Source organism: Maribacter litopenaei, from assembly GCF_025244665.1.
GTDB classification, from domain to species: domain Bacteria; phylum Bacteroidota; class Bacteroidia; order Flavobacteriales; family Flavobacteriaceae; genus Maribacter; species Maribacter litopenaei.
This window is the reverse complement of sequence record NZ_CP104205.1, coordinates 849,184-870,156: the sequence shown is the minus strand read 5'-3', so window position 1 is coordinate 870,156 and position 20,973 is coordinate 849,184. Positions and strand designations below refer to the sequence as shown.

Below are 20,973 nucleotides of genomic sequence, written 5' to 3'. Positions count from 1 at the left end.
AAGGACCGAGTTACTCGGTCCTTTTTTCATCTCTTTAACGTAAAATGCGATTGCCTTGTTTTGGCCACAACCACTCCTTCATCGTCTTCTTGGTACTCAAATCGAAACCAATAATCGGTCGATGGCATTGGCCTGCCATTATAAGTGCCATCCCATCCATCCACAGCTCCCAACTGTTTTAAGAGCTTTCCGTATCTATCGAAAATAAATACAATAGGATTGGTTAGTGTCTCTATACCTTTTATATTCCATTCATCGTTGATGGAATCTCCATTGGGCGTAAAAAACTTAGGGTAGCCTACTACCAAAAACTCAACAGGTTCTGTAGTCCCGCAACCATTTTTATCATTGATGATTACCGTGTTTATTCCTGGTGGGATATCCAAGAATATAGGATCATCCTGAAAGGCGCCATTATTGATTGCATATTCGTAATCCCCATCCCCATCAACAAATATCTCCACATTATTTGCATCTGGATCAATTGACAAATTGGTATCCAATACCTCTACCCTATCCAAAATGGGAATGCCATAAAATGTTATTAATATCCCCCCGACATCGGCCACTGTTGGTGGAGTACCTGAGGCTGTGGTTATGGAAGCAAAGTAACGTCCGGAGTTTGGACTGGTCACTATCAATTCTGCCCCAAAAGGATCGGAGCCAGCCAAAGTACCGTCTATAATACCATCGTCTTCATAATCCACTGTCCATTCCACACTGGCAATATCGGAACCAGCTGGAGAGTTTAATGCACTTAACACAATATCCGGATCACCTTCACAAGCTGTTATGTCCAAACCTAAAAACTCGTCCCTAAGGGTGCAATCCAAGGCGGTATTTTGATTTTCATTTACCGAATTACCAGTAAAGGTTAGCATAAAAGGTTCAGGATTCCCATCAAAATTAGTATTGAAATTATTTATAAGAATATAATAGATTTCCCCTGGCTGTACATCCAACCATTCATCATATGTGTTTTGACTTCCCACTAAAAAGGGAGCTCCTTCCTGTCCAGTTTCAGGATTAACACCAATACCGGTAAAATTGGTATTGTTCACCTCGTAATTACACCTAATGGGTTCTGAAGTTCCATCACCAATAATCGAGCAAAAATTTTGACCACTTAATTGGTCATAAGGATCGTAAACCGCAAAGTCCCATTCTGCTGTAGGGGTAGAATTTCCACCAGTGGGAAGAGCTTCTATATCAAATCCTACCTGACCACCGGTACCGGCCCTAAAAACAAACCAGGATGTATTGTTCTCAATATTGGCAGAACTAACACTACCTTTTTCCAAACAACCAGTTTGCCGAACCACCTCGGGGTCAAAATCATCTATATCGCCACCTCCATCTGCCAATCCCATTATTGGGGCATCGGCACAAACAGGAATAGCTGTTCTACAGTCCGGGAGTTCTGCGCATTGCCATCCATACAAAAAAAGAGCAAAGAGCAGGTTACAAACAGAAGTGTTCGCATATTTCAAAGGGGCTAGTAATATATAACGTATATAATAACTAGGTTATAAAAGGTTTAGTATTTTTTGACGGATTTTTTAGGCAGTTAATCGATAAACGGTAGTCAAAGGCTCTAAAAACAAGTCCCGAAAATAAAAAAAATAGTTTGTTGACCTTAACACCGTTTTATGCTATGTAACGTCTATCAAATGACATAAAGTGTTATATAATGTATATCTTTGCGTCTTGTTAAAGTTCGTTTTACATGAAAACAGAGGGTACATTGGAGGAGCATTTTGAACAATTGGGGGATGACCACATTTCCTCATCGGAAGAAACCCCGTTGCGCAAGGATGCCTTCATCCTAAGTGATGACGAAAAAATTGAAAGAATCAAAGGAAGCGTTCGTGAAATATTGCTCACTTTGGGAATGGATTTGGAGGACGATAGCCTTAAAGGCACTCCAAATAGGGTTGCCAAAATGTTCGTGAAGGAGATTTTTGGAGGCTTGCATCCTGATAGAAAACCAAATTCTTCCACTTTTGAGAACAAGTATAAATATGGGGAAATGTTAGTTGAAAAAAACATTACTCTTTACTCTACCTGTGAACATCATTTGTTGCCTATTGTTGGAAGGGCTCATGTTGCCTATATATCAAATGGTTCAGTGGTTGGACTTTCAAAAATGAACCGCATCGTAGATTATTACGCCAAAAGACCTCAGGTACAAGAAAGACTTAATATCCAAATAGTAAGGGAATTGCAAAAAGTTTTAGGAACAGAAGATGTGGCATGTGTTATAGATGCCAAACATCTTTGCGTAAACTCCCGTGGCATTCGCGATATTGAAAGTAGTACGGTAACCGCTGAATATGGTGGCAAATTCAAGGAAGAGGCGATCCGCAACGAGTTTCCGGAATATATTAATATGGATACGCAATTTTAATTCCTTCCTTAAAAAATGCAATTGTACCAAGAACAAACAATAAAAGTTCATAATTCACTTACAGGTAAAAAAGAAACTTTCACTCCCATAAATGAGGGGCATATTGGGATGTACGTTTGTGGCCCTACGGTATATAGCAACGTGCATCTTGGAAATTGCAGGACCTTCATGTCATTCGATATGATTTTTAGATATTTCCGTCATTTAGGCTATATAGTACGCTATGTGCGTAACATCACAGATGCCGGACACTTGGTAGATGATGCAGAGGATGGCGAGGATAAAATTGCAAAGAAGGCGCGGTTGGAACAATTGGAGCCTATGGAAGTGGTTCAACGATATACCGTAGACTTCCATAATATTTTGGAAAAATTCAATTTTCTTCCTCCAAGTATAGAACCAACGGCAACAGGTCATATTATTGAACAAATTGAAATTATTAAAGATATCCTTGAAAAAGGATATGCCTATGAGGTAAATGGATCCGTCTATTTTGATGTTGTAAAATTCAACGAATCGAATGAATATGGAAAGTTAAGCGGTCGAAAATTGGAGGATATGATCGCCAATACACGCGAACTTACGGCTCAAGACGACAAAAAAAGCCCTCAGGATTTCGCACTTTGGAAAAAAGCGGAACCCGAACATATTATGAGATGGCCTTCCCCTTGGGGGGACGGATTTCCTGGATGGCATTTGGAATGTACCGCCATGAGCACCAAATATCTTGGGGAAACCTTTGATATTCATGGAGGTGGAATGGATTTAAAATTTCCGCATCATGAATGTGAAATCGCACAGGCAGAAGCCAGTAATGGAAAGTCTCCGGTAAAGTATTGGATGCATGCCAATATGCTAACCTTGAATGGAAAAAAAATGGCAAAATCCACAGGAAACAGTATTCTTCCTGGGGAAATTTTTTCAGGCGAGAACGATATTCTAAGCAAGCCTTTTTCCCCTTCGATGATACGTTTTTTCATGATGCAGGCCCACTACGCAAGCATATTGGATATAAGCAATGATGCCTTGTTAGCGTCAGAAAAGGGTTTCAATAAATTGATGGATTCCATCAACTCCATAAAATCATTACCCACGGGAAGCAAGTCAGATTTTAACATTGTTGATTGGAGACAGGGCTGTTATGATGCCATGAATGACGACTTCAACACCCCTATTCTCATTGCAAGATTATTCGACGCCGTCAAGCACATCAATCTAATTAAAGAAGGATCGGAAACGCTTACTCAAGAAGACAAGGAGTTGCTACAAGAAACAATGCACAATTTTATTTTTGACATACTGGGACTTGAGGACAAACAAAGTTCAAATGCGGATTCTGAAAAATTAAGCGGTGTTGTAGAGTTGTTGATTCAGCTTAGAAAGGAGGCAAGGGAAAACAAGGATTTTGCAACTTCCGATAAAATACGGGACCAATTATCTAACCTGGGTATTCAATTAAAAGACGGTAAGGAAGGAACTACCTATAGTCTATAATCTGGGCTACACTTTATACTTGATGTTTTTGACTTTAGTCTGATATTCGCCGGGAGACAGTTGCTGTCTATGCTTAAATACCCGGTTGAAGTAAGACCTGCTCTCGAATCCACATTGCATATAAACATCTTTAATGTTCAACTTGGGATTTTGCAATAATCCGGTAGCTAATTTTATTCGCTCGTTATTGATGAATTCAATTGGTGAAATTCCTAATTCGTTTTTAAAAACCCTGTAAAAGTGTGATGGACTCATATAGGCCTTTTTGCTTAAATCATCCACATTCAGTGGCTCATGCAGATGCTCACGTATGTATCTAATGACATAGGAAAGTCGGTTATTGCTATTTATGGCAATCTGCGAATTGGTATAGATTTTTCGTTCGTTGGTCTGCAATATCCTTATGATGAGTTCCCGTAACATGTTATCTACAAAGAAATCTTTGGAAGGATGATTTTCTGAAAATAGAAACAAAAGTCTTTGTAGAATTTGAAAAATCCCTTGATCGTTGACAAAATGAAAATTATAATCCATTAAACCCCACTCCTTCTCATCGTCCTTGGTCATACTTTCATTCATAAACTGAAGTACGCTTTTTATTTTCTCTTCTGAAATGGCCATGGCCGGACAACGAGTTGGATTCTTGGACTTTGCCTCCGGAAAGTCTATACACATGGTTTCATTGGCCGGAAGCACCAAGGATTCACCCGGTAAAAAATCAAAAGACTCATAATCCCGTAGGTGCATTACTTTTTTACCTTCTATCATACTGGCCAAAACAGGCTGATTAAATTCTAAAAGAACTTTCTCGGCTTGTTCATGGGTTTCAAAAACATGCATAGCTGCATTTTTCAATGTGTAGGAAGTTTGGTTCTCAACCATGGTTTCCAATCTTCTACCTTCCAAAAATTTATCGTGCAACTTTAACATTCCTTAATATTTATCAAACAATCATTACTGAATTTACAAAAATTAACCCTTAAAAAAATCATAATGATAAATTATGATAGGATTGTTCATGTTATTCATAGAATCCTTCAGACAATTACATTTTGTCTAATGTAATTTTAATGGAATCTATAATCAAGATTCGAAAAGCATTTAACGGATTTTTAATTTTTAAAACATTTAGGATATGAGCAATACAGCAACTGTAGCGCAGGACGTGCTACAAAAACCGACATTCAAAAATCAATATGAGAATTTTATTGGTGGAAAATGGACTTCTCCCGTAAAAGGGGAATACTTTGAAAATACCTCTCCAGTTGATGGAAAGTCCTTTACCAAAATTCCTAGATCCACGGCTGAGGATATTGACAAAGCTATCGATGCGGCATGGGATGCGGCACCAAGTTGGAACACTTCCTCAGCAACGGAGCGTAGCAATATGCTTTTAAAAATAGCTGATGTGATGGAGAAAAATCTCGAAGTCTTGGCAAGAGCGGAGACCTGGGACAATGGTAAGGCCATACGTGAAACCAGGGCTGCAGATTTACCGCTGGCCATTGATCATTTTAGATATTTTGCTGGCGTTATTCGGGCCGAAGAGGGTTCCGTAAGCGAGTTGGACAGTAATACGGTAGCTCTGAACGTCACCGAGCCTTTAGGAGTGGTAGGTCAAATAATACCTTGGAACTTTCCTATTCTGATGGCTGTTTGGAAATTAGCACCGGCTTTGGCAGCTGGTAATTGCGTAGTATTAAAACCAGCTGAACAAACTCCAGTAGGCATTTTGATACTTGTTGAGCTAATAGAGGATATCTTACCAGCTGGGGTTCTTAATGTTGTGAATGGTTTTGGAGCAGAAGCAGGAAAACCGTTGGCTTCGAGTCCCGAATCAATAAAGTGGCATTTACCGGGGAAACCACAACGGGACAGTTGATTATGCAATATGCATCAAAAAATATTACCCCCGTAACCTTGGAGTTAGGTGGTAAATCCCCCAATATATTCTTTGAGAATATCATGGATGCGGACGATGAATTCTTTGACAAGTGTATCGAGGGTGCGAATATGTTTGCCCTAAATCAAGGGGAAGTTTGTACGTGTCCTTCACGAATGCTTGTCCAGGAAAGCATTTTCGATGCCTTTATGGAACGTGTAATCGAAAGAACCAAAGCCATAAAGATGGGCCATCCTTTAGATCCCAATACCATGATGGGAGCACAGGCCTCCAGTGACCAATTTGAAAAAATCCTAAACTATATACAAATAGGTAAAGAAGAAGGTTGTGAAGTGTTGACCGGAGGTGAACAAGCCTATAACGAAGGACTTGAAGGTGGATTTTATATTCAACCCACAGTACTTAAAGGAAATAATAAGATGAGAGTATTTCAGGAAGAGATCTTTGATCCCGTAGTTTGCGTTACTACTTTTAAGGACGAGGCCGAAGCCATTGAAATCGCTAACGACACCTTATATGGTTTAGGTGCAGGGGTTTGGACTCGAGACACCCATCAAGCCTACACCATCTCGCGAGCTATCAAAGCCGGTAGGGTTTGGGTAAACTGTTATCACCTATATCCAGCTCATGCCCCATTTGGAGGTTATAAAAAATCCGGAATTGGCAGGGAAAACCATAAAATGATGCTATCCCATTATAGACAAACTAAGAACATGCTTATCTCTTACGATAAGAAGCCGATGGGATTCTTTTAACAAAAATAAAATGGAAACCAAAAGGGTATTGGTAAGTGAAAAAGCCGCTCAAGTAATTCAGGAGCTCAGGGAAAAGCACGGTGAACTAATGTTTCACCAAAGTGGGGGCTGTTGTGATGGCTCCTCCCCCATGTGCTTTCCGAAGGGGGAACTGATGATCGACGAAAATGATATTTGGTTGGGTACCATTGAAGGATGTGAATTTTATATTTCCAAAGACCAATTTGAATATTGGAAACATACCCAGCTTACTGTCGACGTAACCCCTGGAAGAGGGGCCAGCTTTTCCTTGGAAATACCTATGGGAATACGTTTTGTCATAAAATCGAGACTCTATTCACCGGAAGAGGCCAAAAACTTGGAGCCTGTCCGTGTGGGTGAGTAATTTAGTTGTTATGTTGTTTTAAATGAAGGCCTGTATTCTACAGGCCTTTTTAATTTACTACCTGATTTAATGTGTAACTTTGTCCATTATAATGGAACATTGAATCTTACCTTCAAAAAAATAATAATAGCACCTTTTGTCCTCTTGGTCCGTTTTTACCAAGTTGCTATTTCCCCCTACACTCCAGCAACTTGTCGATATTCTCCAACGTGTTCTCAATATACCCTTGAAGCCTTAAAAAAACATGGTCTTTTTAAGGGAGGTTGGTTATCTATCAAAAGAATATTCAGTTGCAATCCTTGGGGAGGAAAAGGCTATGACCCTGTACCCTAAAATTGTGTGAATTACCGATATCAAGGGTTATTTTGTAAGATGTAATAGCGCCTATTTGTGTATCTTAGCCCTTCAAAAAACATTTCTCATGTACTTCTTAGGTATTATTTGGAATCCCAACGAGACACTCTTTAATATTGAATCCATCCAAATAAAATATTACAACTTGCTTTGGATCATTGCATTTGCCATTGGTTGGTATCTTATGAAAAAGATATTTATCAATGAGAAAAAATCAGTGGAGCAATTGGACTCCCTATTTGTATATACCGTTTTAGGTACCATGCTAGGGGCAAGATTGGGACATGTCTTCTTTTACGATTGGCCCTATTATAAAAACCATTTATTGGAAATCCTTTTGCCAGTAAGGGAGAGTGACACGGGCAGTCTTCTTTTTGGCCTTATCGATGGGTATGAATTTACCGGCTTTACAGGACTTGCCAGTCACGGAGCGACTATCGGTATCATTGTTGCCACCTATTTATTTACAAAAAAGCATAAGGGTTTCAGCATGTTATGGATTTTTGATAGACTAACTATTCCCGTGGCAATTGGAGCATTCTGTGTGCGTTTAGGAAATTTTTTTAATTCTGAAATCAATGGAAAAACAGTTGATAAATCCTTCATTTTTGCGACCAAATTTATACGGGATTCTGATGACCTACATCCCTCCAAAGCATTAGGCGTAACCAAAGAGAGAAGTTTGAATGCCGCATATGATGCCATTGAAAACAATCCACAATTTTCCCAATATTTAGCAGAAATACCTTATCGACATCCTGCACAGCTTTACGAAGGGGTTTGCTATATTTTTGTGTTTATACTATTGTATTACCTCTATTGGAAAACGGATAAAAAGAACAAACCGGGATACTTGTTCGGCTTGTTTTTGATCTTATTATGAATCGTACGTTTCTTTGTGGAATTTGTAAAGAAAAGCCAAGGTGGTTTTGAAGAGTCCCTTGGTATATTGTCCACCGGACAATGGTTGAGCATTCCATTTATTCTGTTAGGCCTGTATTTTATGCTCAGACCTGTCAAAACAAATTAAACTGGCTTGGTTAATGAAAATTTACAGATACCTATTTGTTATAACAGTCATTTTCTTCATAGGATTATCCTCATGCAAAGAAGAGACAAAGAAAGTTATTCGAACAACACCTGTTACCTTTACTAAGGAGGGCTCGTTGCATATCTATAAACAGGAAACCGATTCTCTAATATCATCATTGGACATTGAAATTGCCGAAACGGATTACGAAACCCAAACCGGATTAATGTATCGTAAAGGCATGGAAACAAATCAAGGCATGTTGTTCATTTTTCCCGATGTTGCCATGCATTCGTTTTACATGAAGAACACGGAGTTCCCTTTGGATATTGTCTTCATAGATGAGAATCTAAAAATTGCCAGCATTCAAAAAAACGCTAAACCTTTTAAGGAGGACGGTCTTTCTTCAAAAGTTCCTGTGAAATATGTACTGGAATTAAATGCAGGATTGTCCGATTCTTGGTCCCTCGAAATAGGTGATACCGTCTCATTCGAAAGAATATAACCCATGATTTATTCCATGGAAGGTGTGGAAACCGAAAGGCTATTGTTTAGAAAATTAACAATGGATGATTTCGAGGATTGGCTACCTTTCCATAAAGAACCTAAATCTTCACTATATTGGTCGGGGCTTCCCAAGGACCCTTTTAAAGCTTGTGCTGAGCAATTTGAACGTGTTTTTGAGCGCTATGAAGAAGGTCTTGGAGGGATGTTCGCCTTAGTAGATAAAATCACCAATGAACTTATTGGTTTGTGTGGTTTGTTAGTCCAAATTGTAGATCTCCAAGAAGAGCTGGAAATAGGATATTCTATACTTCCAAAATTACAGGGACAAGGCTATGCTTCTGAAGCCGCCCAAAGATGTAAGGAAACAGCTTTTAAAAATGGATGGGCCGATCATCTTGTTTCTATAATCCATATTGATAATGAACCTTCTAAAAAGGTGGCCATAAAAATGGCATGCACATAGAAAAAAGAACGGAGTATAAGAACAACCCTGTATTTATCTTTAGAATAGACCGATAGCATGAAACATTGGGGAATTTTCACAGATAACAAAACCAATAAAAAAGAGCTTGTTCGAAAGCTTGAGGGGAATGCCTATCCCAATGTCCTAAACTTAAGTGGTAAGAACGGTAGGCTGTTTTCCCAACTAGCTTTGAAGATGTTCATGGAAGAAGAAGAAAAACATGGTACCAAGTATTTATCCAATGAAGGCCAGGCCTTAAAGACCATGTCCAGCGGGGAGCAGAAAAAGGCGTTGTTGTTTTATATCCTCGATCAACAGCCGGACTATATTATTTTGGACAATCCTTTTGACAATCTAGATATTTCGTTTCAAAAGGTTTTAAAGCAGCTCCTGTTGACACAGGCGGATAAAACCTTGCTTATACAATTGGCAAGTAGAAAATCGGATATGTTACCTATCATACATAATTTTGCCGAAGCACGAGACTCCGAGTTATATCCAGTTAATAAAGAGGCTTTCAATACTGTAGAAAAATTTTCACAACTACAGGGTAAAATTCCTCCACCCATTGAACCCATAGAATTTGAGCAGGATCAATTGATTTTATTTAAGAACGTTACCATCTCTTATGGAGAAAAACATATACTAAATGATATTCATTGGGAAGTTACACAAGGAGAGTTTTGGCAGCTAATCGGAAATAACGGAACTGGGAAGACGACCATACTTTCCATGATAACCGGGGATAACCCAAAAGCCTATGGTCAAGAAATTTATCTTTTTGGAAATAAGAAAGGTTCTCGCGAAAGTGTTTGGGACATCAAACAAAAAATAGGGTACTTCTCCCCCGCCATGACCGATAAGTTCCGCGGTAGGCATTCTGTCGAAAATATGCTCATTTCCGGGTTATTGGATTCCATTGGGCTTTATGTGAAACCAACCGAATCCCAAAAGAGAATTATTAAGGATTGGTTGATACTTATTCATTTGTGGATCAAAAGAGACGTACAATTCAATGAGCTGTCCTTAGGAGATCAACGTTTGGTAATGACCGTACGAGCTATGGTAAAACATCCGCCATTATTAATACTGGACGAACCTACCAGTGGCATGGACGATACCTCCGCCAAGATGCTTGTAAATTTGGTCAATAAAATAGCGGAAGAAACACATACCGCCATCGTATTTGTGAGCCACAGAAAAGAGCCGGGTTTGAACCCAAGAAAAATTCTTGAACTAAAACCATCCAAAAAAGGCTCCATCGGTAATATTCACGTTTCTTAAAAAAGTAAAAGCCACTATATGTATAGCGGCTTTTCTAGAGTTAATTAATTCTAAGTCTTATTTCAGACTCTTTGTAATTTTCTTGCTCAATGCATCGAACATCACTGGAGTTGCAATAAAAACCGAGGAATAGGTACCAACTACCACACCCACAATCATTGCAAACATAAATCCTCTCAGAGATTCACCTCCAAAAATAAAGATGGCCAATAACACCACTAATGTTGTTAGTGAAGTATTCAATGTTCTTCCAAGGGTGCTGTTGATAGCTGAATTGATATTCTCACCACCTTTCCAGCCTCTCTCCGAGATGATTTCACGAATTCGGTCAAACACTACCACGGTATCGTTCAAAGAATACCCAATTACCGTAAGAATGGCCGCAATGAATGCCTGGTCGATTTCCATGTTAAAAGGCATTATCTTACCGAAAATTGAGAATACTCCCAGTACAATCAATACATCATGGAATACGGCAACAACCGCTCCAAGCGAGAATTGCCATCTACGGAAGCGTATTAAGATATATAGGAAAACAACGGCTAGCGATCCCAAAATTGCCAAGAAGGCATTGTTCTTAATGTCATCCGCAATGGTAGGACCTACTTTTACAGATTGTAAAATACCTATGGACTTTCCTTCACTACCAATGGCAAAGGACTCCTTGGAAGTACCATCCGGTAGATACTTTTGTAAAGAGGTATACAACTTATCCTGAATCTCCGTATCCACCTCAATCCCTTCAACGTCTACTTTGTAAGGAGTCGTGATTTTAATTTGATTGGCTTCACCATACGTCTTCACATTGGTTCCACTACCAAAAACATCATTCAGTTCTGATGCAATTTCAGAAGGATTAACAGGTTGCTCAAATCGTACCGTATAGGAACGTCCTCCCACGAAATCCACACCTTGCTGCAATCCGGGACCAAAGAACAAGGAAGCTAATCCTACCAATACCAAAATACCTGACAACACATACGAAATCTTTCTTTTTACCAAGAAATCGATGGAAAGGTTCTGGAACAAGCCTTTTGTAAAACTAGTCGAAAAGTCCAAACTTCTGTTCTTTCCGCTTATGTACCAATCGATCAACAAGCGGGTAATGAAAATGGCTGTAAACAATGAAGTAAGAATACCAATCAATAAGGTAGTGGCAAATCCTTTAATTGGACCCGAACCAAATACAAATAAGATGATTGCCGTAAGACCTGTGGTAATATTGGCATCCAAAATTGAGGATAAAGCGTTTCCAAAACCGTCGGAAACAGCAAGACCCTTTCCTTTGCCTTTTGCCAATTCCTCTTTTATCCTTTCAAAAATAAGCACGTTGGCATCCACGGACATACCTATCGTCAACACGATACCAGCGATACCGGGCAACGTCAATACCGCATTCAAACTAGTAAGAACACCAAAAATCAATAGTATGTTTAACAACAACGCTACATCGGCAAAAGCACCTGCTTTTCCATAGTAGGCAATCATCCAAAGTAATACGATTGCCATGGCGATCAAGAAAGACATAAAACCACTATCAATCGCTTCCTGACCCAATGATGGACCAACAATTTCAGATTGAATAATTTCAGCGGATGCCGGTAATTTACCAGCCCTTAATACATTGGCGATATCCTTAGTTTCGTTTACAGTAAAGTTACCCGTGATTTCAGAACGACCACCTGAAATTGAATCACTGGAAACACCAGGAGCGGTATACACTTTATTATCCAAAACAATGGCAATCCCGGTTTGATTGTTATAGGCGTCACCGGTCAATTGTTCCCATTCCTTGGCTCCCTTGGTGTTCATGGTCATGGAAACTGCAGGCTTGCTGAATTGGTCAAAATCAGCACGGGCATCGCTTACCACGTCACCGCTAATTCTTGGAGTTCCTTCTCGATTCGACTTTAGGGCATACAAATCGATTACTTCCGTATCTTCCGTTGAAGGTCTTTCCCAAACGAATTTCACGAATTGAATATCAGATGGCAACAACCTTCTAATTTCTCGGCATTCTAAAGTAGGAACCAATGGTAGCCGTATCTTTAATTGCCGCCCTGAACATGGCATGGGTTCCAGGGTTTGCAGGAATCAATAACTCATAAAGCGGATTTACTTGAGTGGCCAAATCCAAAGAATCTGCTGCAACATCGGATAATAAAGAATCCAATTCCGACTCTTCCTTTACCGGTTCCGGTTTGTCCACGTCCACAATTTCCTTTAATTTCTCATTCGCCTGAATCAGAAAAGTACTAAATGAAGTGTTGCTTTGTTTATAGGTTTCCCAAAACTCCAATTGTGCAGTACTGGATAACAAATCCTGAGCACGGTTGATATCCCTAGCACCTGGCAATTCCACTAAAATCCTACCTGAATTTCCTTCTCGTTGAATGTTTGGCTGTGTAACACCAAAGCCATCGATACGCTCACGCAATACCTCGAATGCAGAAACTACAGATTCGTCTATTTTTCTTCTGATAATGGGTTTTACCTCATCGTCTGACATTTGAAAGTTGATTTCATCACTTAGACCTTTGTTCGCAAAAATAGAAGGATTCGCCAATTTGGTCTCTCCTTTGATTTCGTCAAAAGCCTCAAAAAACAAGTTCAAATAGGTATCATCACTATTTTTTGATGCAGCGTCTGCATCGGCCAAAGCCTTATTAAAAACAGGGTTCTTGGTATTGTTCGCCAACCCTTTCAATATGTCCTTCACGGAAATCTGAAGCGTAACGTTGATTCCCCCTTTAAGGTCAAGTCCTTTGTTAAGCTCTTTCTTTTTGGCCTCGTCGTAGTTGGTATATCCTAAAATGGTATTGTTCCCAATAGAGTCCAAATAACTGGCTTCCAAGACTTCCCTCTTGGAAATATAGTCGTCTTCCGCCTCAGAAATACGACTCGCGGCAAATACCTCTGCCTCCTTCTCCACCTTATTGGTGATAAACGTGTAGGATAGTTGATAGATACTAACCAACCCAAATAATAAAGCAAAAAGCTTTATAAGTCCTTTATTTTGCATTTTAACAGTTAATTTAAATTATGTCGATTATGATTAAACGTGATTTAGAAACAAGACAGATTACCTTATGAAAAAGTAATGATGCCTTTAGAATAATATTTTCATTTGGAAATATGCCTTTCCTATACCAAGTAAGGTCCTGCCCTGACTTACGGGATGCTCTGTGAAGTATTGTCTATTGCAATTGCAATATTTTTATAAATCCTAAGGGCAATTTTTTCATTATCATTTGGTCTTAAAACCAGTGGATAATCATAACGTAATATTACCGGACTAGAAAATCCAATTTGATACTCTTTTTGGGTTGGAATCAGATTTCCTGTAATATTCAAACCATTATTGGCCTGTTGATGTAAATCAGTTACAACTAAGCTATAATTTTCAGGAAACTTTTCTTTTGGAAAATCAGACGGAACCTCATCATCATATTCAAATGTCAAGGGATTGTCATTAGAAAGAAATTCCTTTACATCCTTCGCATCAATATCACTATAATATCGGATATTTAGATGGTTACCGTCATTATCAATTATCTCGACCACCTCAACACCAAGGAACAACAACCTTTTGGTAATGGTGGATAAAGCCTCTTCACGCGCACTTTCCGAAGCTATTTCCACATCTGTAAACTCTAGTGAAATCTGCTGATTGGAGGCTTTTTTATGCGGTTGGCTAAGCCCTAATAGGACTAGGATAATAATTAAAGTACTAACGCACCATTTTGCATTCATGGCGCAAATATAAAAAGAAAGATTATTGTTGAAAGTAAATTATTGAGAATACGTATACTTAGGAGACCACATTCCTTAAAAAAGAAAACCTTTGGATTTAATCTCCAAAGGTTTTCATATTTGTTTAAGACTTAAAAAACTATAACTCCAACAAGCCATTGGTTTTGGAAACACCCTCGGCACTTTCCTTCATTTTGGCTTTCTCGGCATCGCTCAATGGAATATCCACTATTTGCTCGATACCATTCTTACCTAAAATAACTGGCACTCCTATACAGATGTCATTTAGACCATATTCACCCTCCAAGAATGTAGAGCATGGGAACATTTTCTTTTGGTCACAGGCAATGGCCTGTACCAAAGCAGAAACGGCTGCACCAGGAGCGTACCATGCACTGGTACCCAACAATTTAGTTAAAGTAGCTCCACCTACCTTCGTATCCTCAGCTACTTGTTGTAACCTATCATCGGATAAAAATTCCGACACTTTAATACTGTTTCTTGTGGCATGTGATGTCAAAGGAACCATTCCTGTATCACTATGACCACCAATGACCATTCCGTCAACATCAGAAATTGGGGCGTCCATAGCCTCTGCTAATCTATACTTGAAACGGGCACTATCCAATGCTCCTCCCATTCCAATAATTCTGTTCTTTGGTAGGTCGGTCGTTTTGTGTACCAAATAGGTCATCGTGTCCATTGGATTACTTACCACTATAATAATTACATTAGGTGAATGCTGGATAAGATTGCTCGAAACAGTCTTTACGATACCGGCATTGATTCCTATCAATTCTTCACGGGTCATCCCTGGTTTTCTAGGAATTCCGAAGTAATTACGGCAATATCGCTGTTGGCTGTTTTCGAATAATCATTTGTGCTTCCCGTGATTTTGGTATCGAAGCCATTTAAGGATGCAGTCTGCATTAAATCCATTGCCTTACCTTCTGCATACCCCTCTTTAATATCCAAGATGACCACTTCTGATGCAAAATCCTTAATAGCGATATACTCCGCACAACTGGCTCCAACCGCTCCAGCTCCAACTACTGTAACTTTCATGTTATTATATTTTTATGAATTAATTTATTTATTATAAAACCTAAGGTTCTATTTTACATTTTTTGCTTGCCAAAAATACTCAATTCTTAACAATTTTTCAGGAATGAAACAGGTAATAACATCAATGCATTCGACATAGAAAATATCGACGAACTACAGCTTTCGTTAAAAAAAGATACTTTTCAACGAAGAAATTACAAAAAAGCTACCGTACATCGATTTTTAGTAATAACACAAAAGAAGCCCCGTTAATACCTATGGATCCCAAATCCAAACAAAACCTACTTACTAATGAAAAAGTTCCTCTCGCTAATGGCCATTTGCGCCATTATCTTTTCTGCGAATTGTTCTCGGATTGAGCAGAACAACGATCCTATTATTGGCATTTGGTTTCAGTCCGGAACTGAAATCATCAGTAACTCTTCCAAAAGCACCCTCCGTAAAGAATGGATTTTCAATGATGTTTACTTAGGTAGATATCACGAAATCAACGGAAATGACATTACCCTACAAACAGATTTTAAGTGATCCAAGGAAGGGGACATATATACCATAGAGTATAGAGGTCCGGAAAATGTGCCCATTGACAGGTTAAAAATTAGCAGAACCGACAAAGGCTCAATTTTGGAAAAGATAGATGGCGAATACGTAGCCATTAGGGAATAGAAAGTTTTCACAGGGCCATGGGAAAGAGCCTGTTCGGAGCAATCTGGGCAGGCTCTTCATGAAATTAGAAAGCCCGGCAAGTTGCCGGGCTTTTTATATCGTAATGCAATTAAATATTATCTAAACCCAAAATTAACACCAAATGTCAATGTATTGAACTCCCCTAAAGTATAATCTGCATTCAATCTAAAGAAACCCAACTTGAGCTTAGCGCCGACATTTCCGGTAACTCCGTTCACCTTTTTAGTGATGGAAAAAGGATCTTCATAGGATTCCGAAGCAAAAGGATCAGCACTTACCTCATAGATCCCCAAAACATCCGTAACGGATTTACCTGTTACATAACCCGAGACCTCCATAAAAATTGATTATTGGAAGCTTTGTAGAAACCACAGCGTTAAATGCCCAAGTACTGATATTTGCCTCGATTCTTTGGTCGTTACCTTGTACCAAATTGAAGTCTTCAAGGTCATAATCACCGTTAACCTTTGTATAGCCGATGACTGCGGAAATGGCCACAGGTAAAATCTTATCCGCTGGTAGAAGTTTTGTGAAATCATGCTGCAATCCAAAACCTATTAAACCGACAGAAGCCCCCTCAAATTCCATTTTAGGTAAAAAACGTGCTTTTATTTCGGTTCCCTTTATGAGTCCGACACTACCCTGTAAATATCCGAGAGGGTACAAAGTCAACTCCTTCACCGGAAAGTCCAGATGGTAGTTCAAAGGTTTGTCGGACGGTGGTACCGGCAACTTGGCCTTCCACATAAACCTCAACACCACTTATATCACCAAGGGCGGTGGAAACTTCCCTAGCGACTCCTGGGTTATTTACAAAATCCAGATTTTGATAATCGTTGGGATCTAGAACAAAAACCTTTTTGTCAGATTTATTTTTAAAACCTGTAATATTTCCAACGATTGAAATTTCGAAGCCCCCTAGAGGCTTGGCATCTGCCGTATTATACCATCCAGTGGAAAAATTATAAATGGCACTTTCTGAAAGGGGCTCTAGATAATCCGTTGTAAATTGTTCCGCATCCTCCACACCGGCGGCGAAAATATCATTAAAATCCTGTGCTACAACGGCACTAAAACTACATAACAAAAAACATGTAAGTAAATTCTTCATTTTTTTAATTTTTCCTAAAACTAAAAAACCTGCGTTTTTGGCGCAGGTTTTTGTTGTGTAATAGGTCTTTTCTATGTGTCAATGTTCGCATAAACAGCATTTTTCTCAATGAATTCCCGTCTTGGGGGAACCTCATCACCCATTAACATAGAGAAGATTCTATCGGTCTCCGTGGCATTTTCAATAGTAATTTGACGTAAGGTCCTAAACTCAGGATTCATAGTAGTATCCCAAAGTTGCTCGGCATTCATCTCTCCAAGACCTTTATATCGCTGTATACTAACACCTCCACTATAACTTGCGGCTATTTCATCACGTTCTTTATCGATCCAGGCATATTGCTTCTTTTGACCTTTTTTTACCAAATACAATGGCGGCGTCGCAATATAAACGTGACCACCTTCAATCAGCTCCCGCATATACCTAAAGAAGAAGGTAAGAATCAAGGTTTCAATGTGGCTACCATCCACATCCGCATCACACATGATAACCACTTTATGATAACGAAGTTTTTCCAAGTTCAAAGCCTTGCTGTCTTCTTCAGTTCCAATGGTTACTCCAAGAGCCGTATAAATATTTTTGATTTCCTCATTCTCAAAAACCTTATGCTGCATAGCCTTTTCAACATTCAGAATCTTACCCCTCAATGGAAGAATGGCCTGGAAATTCCTATCACGACCTTGCTTGGCCGTTCCACCTGCGGAATCCCCCTCAACGAGGAACACTTCACATTGTGTAGGATCCTGCTCAGAACAATCGGATAACTTCCCTGGCAATCCGCCAACGCTCATTACGGTCTTTCGCTGCACCATCTCCCTAGCCTTGGTTGCTGCATGTCCGGCCTGAGCGGCTAGGATTACTTTTTGTACGATTACCTTGGCATCGTCGGGATGTTCTTCTAAATAGTCCGTCAACATTTCAGAAACAGCCTGACTAACGGCCGAGGAAACTTCTCGGTTCCCTAATTTTGTTTTTGTCTCGGCCCTCAAACTGAGGTTCTGCCACTTTAACGGAAACGATTGCCGTTAGGCCTTCCCTAAAATCATCCCCTTGAATCTCAAACTTTAGCTTGTCCAGCATTCCCGACGAATCCGCATACTTCTTCAATGTAGTGGTCAAACCTCTCCTAAAACCGAGATAAGTGCGTACCTCCTTCATGTGTATTTATATTATTCACATAAGAATGAAGATTCTCTGTATAACTAGTATTGTAAATCATGGCAACTTCCACGGGAATATCATTTTTTTCCCCTTCCATGGAAATCACATTCTGTATCAGGGGCTCCCGGTTACCGTCCAAAAATTTAACAAATTCCTTAAGACCCTCATTGGAGAAAAACGTTTCAGAAACAAACTCTCCTTTGTCATCCTTGCGCCTTCTATCCGTAATGGTAATGGTCACGCCTTTGTTAAGGAAAGAAAGTTCACGCATTCTATTGGAAAGCGTTTCATAGCTATATTCGATGGTCTGAGTGAAAATGGTATCATCCGGTTTAAAGGTCACTATAGTACCTCTGTAGTCAGTTTCACCAACACTTTTAACAGGGTAAAGGGCCTTTCCCCTTTCATATTCCTGCTCCCATATTTTTCCATCCCTATGGACTGTTGCCTTCAAATGATTGGACAGCGCATTGACACAAGAAACACCCACACCGTGCAAACCACCGGAAACTTTATAGGAATCCTTATCAAACTTACCACCTGCACCTATTTTGGTCATTACAACCTCAAGGGCGGATACACCTTCCTTTTTATGTAAATCAACCGGTATACCCCTACCATTATCCTTGGTTGTGATGGAATTATCCTCGTTTATGGTCACACTGATAGTATCGCAATAACCACCCATGGCCTCATCTATGGAGTTGTCCACCACCTCATAAACCAAGTGATGCAATCCTCGGACACCTACGTCACCAATGTACATGGATGGACGCATCCTTACGTGCTCCATTCCCTCTAACGCCTGTATACTATCCGCTGAATATTGCTTTTTATTTGCTTCTTCGCTCATAAGTTAAAAGTTGTTTTTACTTCAAAAATTGCAATCTTACAAATATACGGAATACCCCATGAAATAAGCTCTTTCTCCATATTGGGCACAATCAAGTTATCAACAAAAATTGTGGAAAATTACCGACTTAACAAATGACGTCCACCTTAGTTGTACTATTGACTTAATTGGGTTTGGCAATTGGTATGTGTATAACAAAAGAGGTGCCAACATGTGGCACCTCTCAAGGACTAATTAAAAAATAAAAACTGCCCTGTTCTTCTGAAACAGGTAAACAGAATTACCTTGCCATATACTTACTTCACATAAGCATCCGCATGTACTTTGGCCACAGCACGCCCGAAGGGTCGTTCATGTTTTTAAACGCCTCGTCCCATTCCAACGCTATCTTGGTACTACACGCAACAGAAGGTTCCTGGGGTACGCACAATGCAGCGGCATCCGAAGGAAAATGCTCCTCAAATATGGATCTATAATAAAATTCTTCTTTGGTGGTAGGTGTTTGAATAGGGAACCTAAATCTAGCATTTGCCAATTGATCGTCGGTTACCTCCGTCGCCACTAATTCCTTTAGGGTATCGATCCAACTATAACCTACACCATCTGAAAATTGTTCTTTTTGCCTCCAAGCCACACTTTCAGGCAGCATGTCCTCAAAAGCTTTACGAACCACCCATTTTTCCATGCGCTCCCCGTTGATCATTTTATCTTTTGGATTGATTCGCATGGCCACGTCCATAAACTCCTTGTCCAAAAATGGTACCCGGCCCTCGATTCCCCAAGCGGCCAAAGATTTATTTGCCCTAAGACAATCGTACATATGAAGTTTTTCCAACTTACGAACAGTCTCTTCATGAAAATCCTTTGGACTTGGCGCCTTGTGGAAATATAAATATCCACCGAAAAGCTCATCGGCTCCTTCCCCGTAAAGAACCATCTTTATTCCCATGGACTTGATGACACGTGCCATTAGATACATAGGCGTAGAGGCGCGAATCGTAGTTATATCATAGGTTTCCAGGTTATATATTACATCCCTAATGGCATCCGAGACCTTCCTGAATCGTAAACTTGATTTCATGATGCACGGTTCCGATATGGTCCGCTACCTTTTGAGCTGCAGCTAAATCCGGAGAGCCTTCCGGACCTACGGAAAACGAATGTAGCTGTGGCCACCAAGCGTCAACGGTGTCACCCGACTCTATTCTCTTTTGAGCATACTTTTTCGCAATGGCCGATGTAACCGAGGAATCCAATCCCCGAGATAGCAATACTCCATAGGGTACATCGGACATCAACTGACGATGTACGGCTGCTTCCAATGCTTCTTTAATAGCTTGAATGCTGGTTTGATTTTCCTTAACGGCCTCATACTCCATCCAATCTCGTTTGTACCATCTTTTCAACTCACCATCAGCACTATGCAAATAATGGCCCGGAGGAAATAATTCAATCTTGGTACATGTACCTTCCAATGCCTTGAGTTCAGAGGCCACATAAAAGGTTCCATTCTGGTCCCACCCCATGTATAAAGGTATTATCCCCATGTGGTCACGTGCCACAAAATATTCATCCTTTTCAGAATCATAGATGGCAAAACCAAAAATTCCGTTCATTTCATCAATGAAATGAGGTCGCTTTCTCTTGATAAAGGGCGCGAATGACCTCACAATCTGATTCGGTCTTAAAATTATATTTGCCCTCGAATTGCTTACGCAATTCCCTGTGGTTATAAATTTCGCCGTTTGCGGCCAATATCAA

General features: G+C 39.8%; 17 protein-coding genes and 5 pseudogenes. 10 read left to right on the top strand and 12 right to left on the bottom strand.

Translation table 11 applies throughout. From position 1 onward, the window contains the following. Window positions 1-26 precede the first annotated feature (26 nt). Entirely contained in the window at window positions 27-1,490 is a 1,464-nt protein-coding gene (locus NYZ99_RS04540; RefSeq protein ID WP_260573906.1) for a T9SS type B sorting domain-containing protein, read from the bottom strand. A gap of 236 nt (window positions 1,491-1,726) precedes the next feature. Between NYZ99_RS04540 and folE the strand changes: the two genes are divergently transcribed. Continuing rightward, complete coding sequence (gene folE, locus NYZ99_RS04535; RefSeq protein ID WP_260573905.1) at window positions 1,727-2,407, top strand: GTP cyclohydrolase I FolE; 681 nt, start codon at window positions 1,727-1,729, stop codon at window positions 2,405-2,407. A 15-nt stretch (window positions 2,408-2,422) separates the two neighbouring features. Next, entirely contained in the window at window positions 2,423-3,901 is a 1,479-nt protein-coding gene (gene cysS, locus NYZ99_RS04530; RefSeq protein ID WP_260573903.1) for a cysteine--tRNA ligase, read from the top strand. 6 nt (window positions 3,902-3,907) lie between these two features. Here cysS and NYZ99_RS04525 read toward each other — a convergent pair whose 3' ends face one another. Further along, window positions 3,908-4,831: an AraC family transcriptional regulator gene (locus NYZ99_RS04525; RefSeq protein WP_260573893.1), complete on the bottom strand. Its 924-nt coding sequence runs from the start codon at window positions 4,829-4,831 to the stop codon at window positions 3,908-3,910. Window positions 4,832-5,036: 205 nt separating this feature from the next. Here NYZ99_RS04525 and exaC point away from each other — a divergent pair. From exaC to NYZ99_RS04490, 7 genes and pseudogenes are all read left to right on the top strand, one after another. After that, window positions 5,037-6,559 (top strand): annotated as a pseudogene (gene exaC, locus NYZ99_RS04520) (acetaldehyde dehydrogenase ExaC). Between the two features lie 10 nt (window positions 6,560-6,569). Next, window positions 6,570-6,944 carry a DUF779 domain-containing protein gene (locus NYZ99_RS04515; protein WP_260573891.1) on the top strand — a complete coding sequence of 125 codons (375 nt, stop codon included), beginning with the start codon at window positions 6,570-6,572 and terminating at the stop codon, window positions 6,942-6,944. 69 nt (window positions 6,945-7,013) lie between these two features. Next, window positions 7,014-7,277, top strand: coding sequence for a membrane protein insertion efficiency factor YidD (yidD, locus tag NYZ99_RS04510; protein ID WP_260573890.1), 264 nt, complete (start codon window positions 7,014-7,016; stop codon window positions 7,275-7,277). Between the two features lie 88 nt (window positions 7,278-7,365). Beyond that, a pseudogene (lgt, locus tag NYZ99_RS04505) lies at window positions 7,366-8,328 on the top strand (prolipoprotein diacylglyceryl transferase). Window positions 8,329-8,341: 13 nt separating this feature from the next. After that, on the top strand, window positions 8,342-8,833 hold the full coding sequence (locus NYZ99_RS04500) for a DUF192 domain-containing protein (protein ID WP_260573889.1): 492 nt from the start codon (window positions 8,342-8,344) through the stop codon (window positions 8,831-8,833). Window positions 8,834-8,836: 3 nt separating this feature from the next. After that, window positions 8,837-9,298, top strand: coding sequence for a GNAT family N-acetyltransferase (locus NYZ99_RS04495; RefSeq protein ID WP_260573882.1), 462 nt, complete (start codon window positions 8,837-8,839; stop codon window positions 9,296-9,298). 57 nt (window positions 9,299-9,355) lie between these two features. Continuing rightward, window positions 9,356-10,582 carry an ATP-binding cassette domain-containing protein gene (locus tag NYZ99_RS04490; RefSeq protein WP_260573877.1) on the top strand — a complete coding sequence of 409 codons (1,227 nt, stop codon included), beginning with the start codon at window positions 9,356-9,358 and terminating at the stop codon, window positions 10,580-10,582. A 57-nt stretch (window positions 10,583-10,639) separates the two neighbouring features. Here the strand turns inward: NYZ99_RS04490 and secDF are convergent. The 3 genes and pseudogenes from secDF to mdh all read right to left on the bottom strand — a co-directional run bounded on the left by secDF (window position 10,640) and on the right by mdh (window position 15,400). Further along, window positions 10,640-13,604: pseudogene (secDF, locus tag NYZ99_RS04485) on the bottom strand (protein translocase subunit SecDF). Window positions 13,605-13,753: 149 nt separating this feature from the next. Next, complete coding sequence (locus NYZ99_RS04480) at window positions 13,754-14,335, bottom strand: hypothetical protein (protein WP_260573875.1); 582 nt, start codon at window positions 14,333-14,335, stop codon at window positions 13,754-13,756. A 139-nt stretch (window positions 14,336-14,474) separates the two neighbouring features. After that, window positions 14,475-15,400, bottom strand: a pseudogene (gene mdh, locus NYZ99_RS04475) (malate dehydrogenase). A 291-nt stretch (window positions 15,401-15,691) separates the two neighbouring features. On the opposite strand from mdh, the gene NYZ99_RS04470 reads away from it, so the two are divergent. Then, a complete protein-coding gene (locus tag NYZ99_RS04470) occupies window positions 15,692-15,928 on the top strand; it encodes a hypothetical protein (protein ID WP_260573873.1) in 237 nt (78 codons plus the stop codon). A 254-nt stretch (window positions 15,929-16,182) separates the two neighbouring features. Here NYZ99_RS04470 and NYZ99_RS04465 read toward each other — a convergent pair whose 3' ends face one another. From NYZ99_RS04465 to NYZ99_RS22775, 7 genes and pseudogenes are all read right to left on the bottom strand, one after another. Next, complete coding sequence (locus NYZ99_RS04465) at window positions 16,183-16,425, bottom strand: DUF6588 family protein (protein WP_260573865.1); 243 nt, start codon at window positions 16,423-16,425, stop codon at window positions 16,183-16,185. Continuing rightward, window positions 16,397-16,834 (bottom strand): DUF6588 family protein, encoded by a 438-nt coding sequence (locus NYZ99_RS21345; RefSeq protein ID WP_338039312.1) that lies wholly within the window; start codon window positions 16,832-16,834, stop codon window positions 16,397-16,399. Before NYZ99_RS21345 ends, NYZ99_RS04465 begins: the two co-directional genes overlap by 29 nt. Further along, window positions 16,725-17,198, bottom strand: a complete 474-nt coding sequence (locus NYZ99_RS04455; protein ID WP_260573855.1) for a DUF6588 family protein — start codon at window positions 17,196-17,198, stop codon at window positions 16,725-16,727. Before NYZ99_RS04455 ends, NYZ99_RS21345 begins: the two co-directional genes overlap by 110 nt. Window positions 17,199-17,269: 71 nt before the next feature. Then, window positions 17,270-19,212: pseudogene (gene gyrB, locus NYZ99_RS04450) on the bottom strand (DNA topoisomerase (ATP-hydrolyzing) subunit B). A 301-nt stretch (window positions 19,213-19,513) separates the two neighbouring features. Then, the gene (locus NYZ99_RS04445) at window positions 19,514-20,293 is read right to left on the bottom strand and encodes an asparagine synthase-related protein (protein ID WP_260573853.1); all 780 of its coding nucleotides are present in this window, start codon (window positions 20,291-20,293) and stop codon (window positions 19,514-19,516) included. Further along, window positions 20,250-20,882, bottom strand: coding sequence for an asparagine synthase-related protein (locus tag NYZ99_RS04440; protein WP_420845183.1), 633 nt, complete (start codon window positions 20,880-20,882; stop codon window positions 20,250-20,252). Before NYZ99_RS04440 ends, NYZ99_RS04445 begins: the two co-directional genes overlap by 44 nt. Further along, the gene (locus NYZ99_RS22775) at window positions 20,833-20,967 is read right to left on the bottom strand and encodes a hypothetical protein (protein WP_420845182.1); all 135 of its coding nucleotides are present in this window, start codon (window positions 20,965-20,967) and stop codon (window positions 20,833-20,835) included. Before NYZ99_RS22775 ends, NYZ99_RS04440 begins: the two co-directional genes overlap by 50 nt. Between the last annotated feature and the right edge of the window lie 6 nt (window positions 20,968-20,973).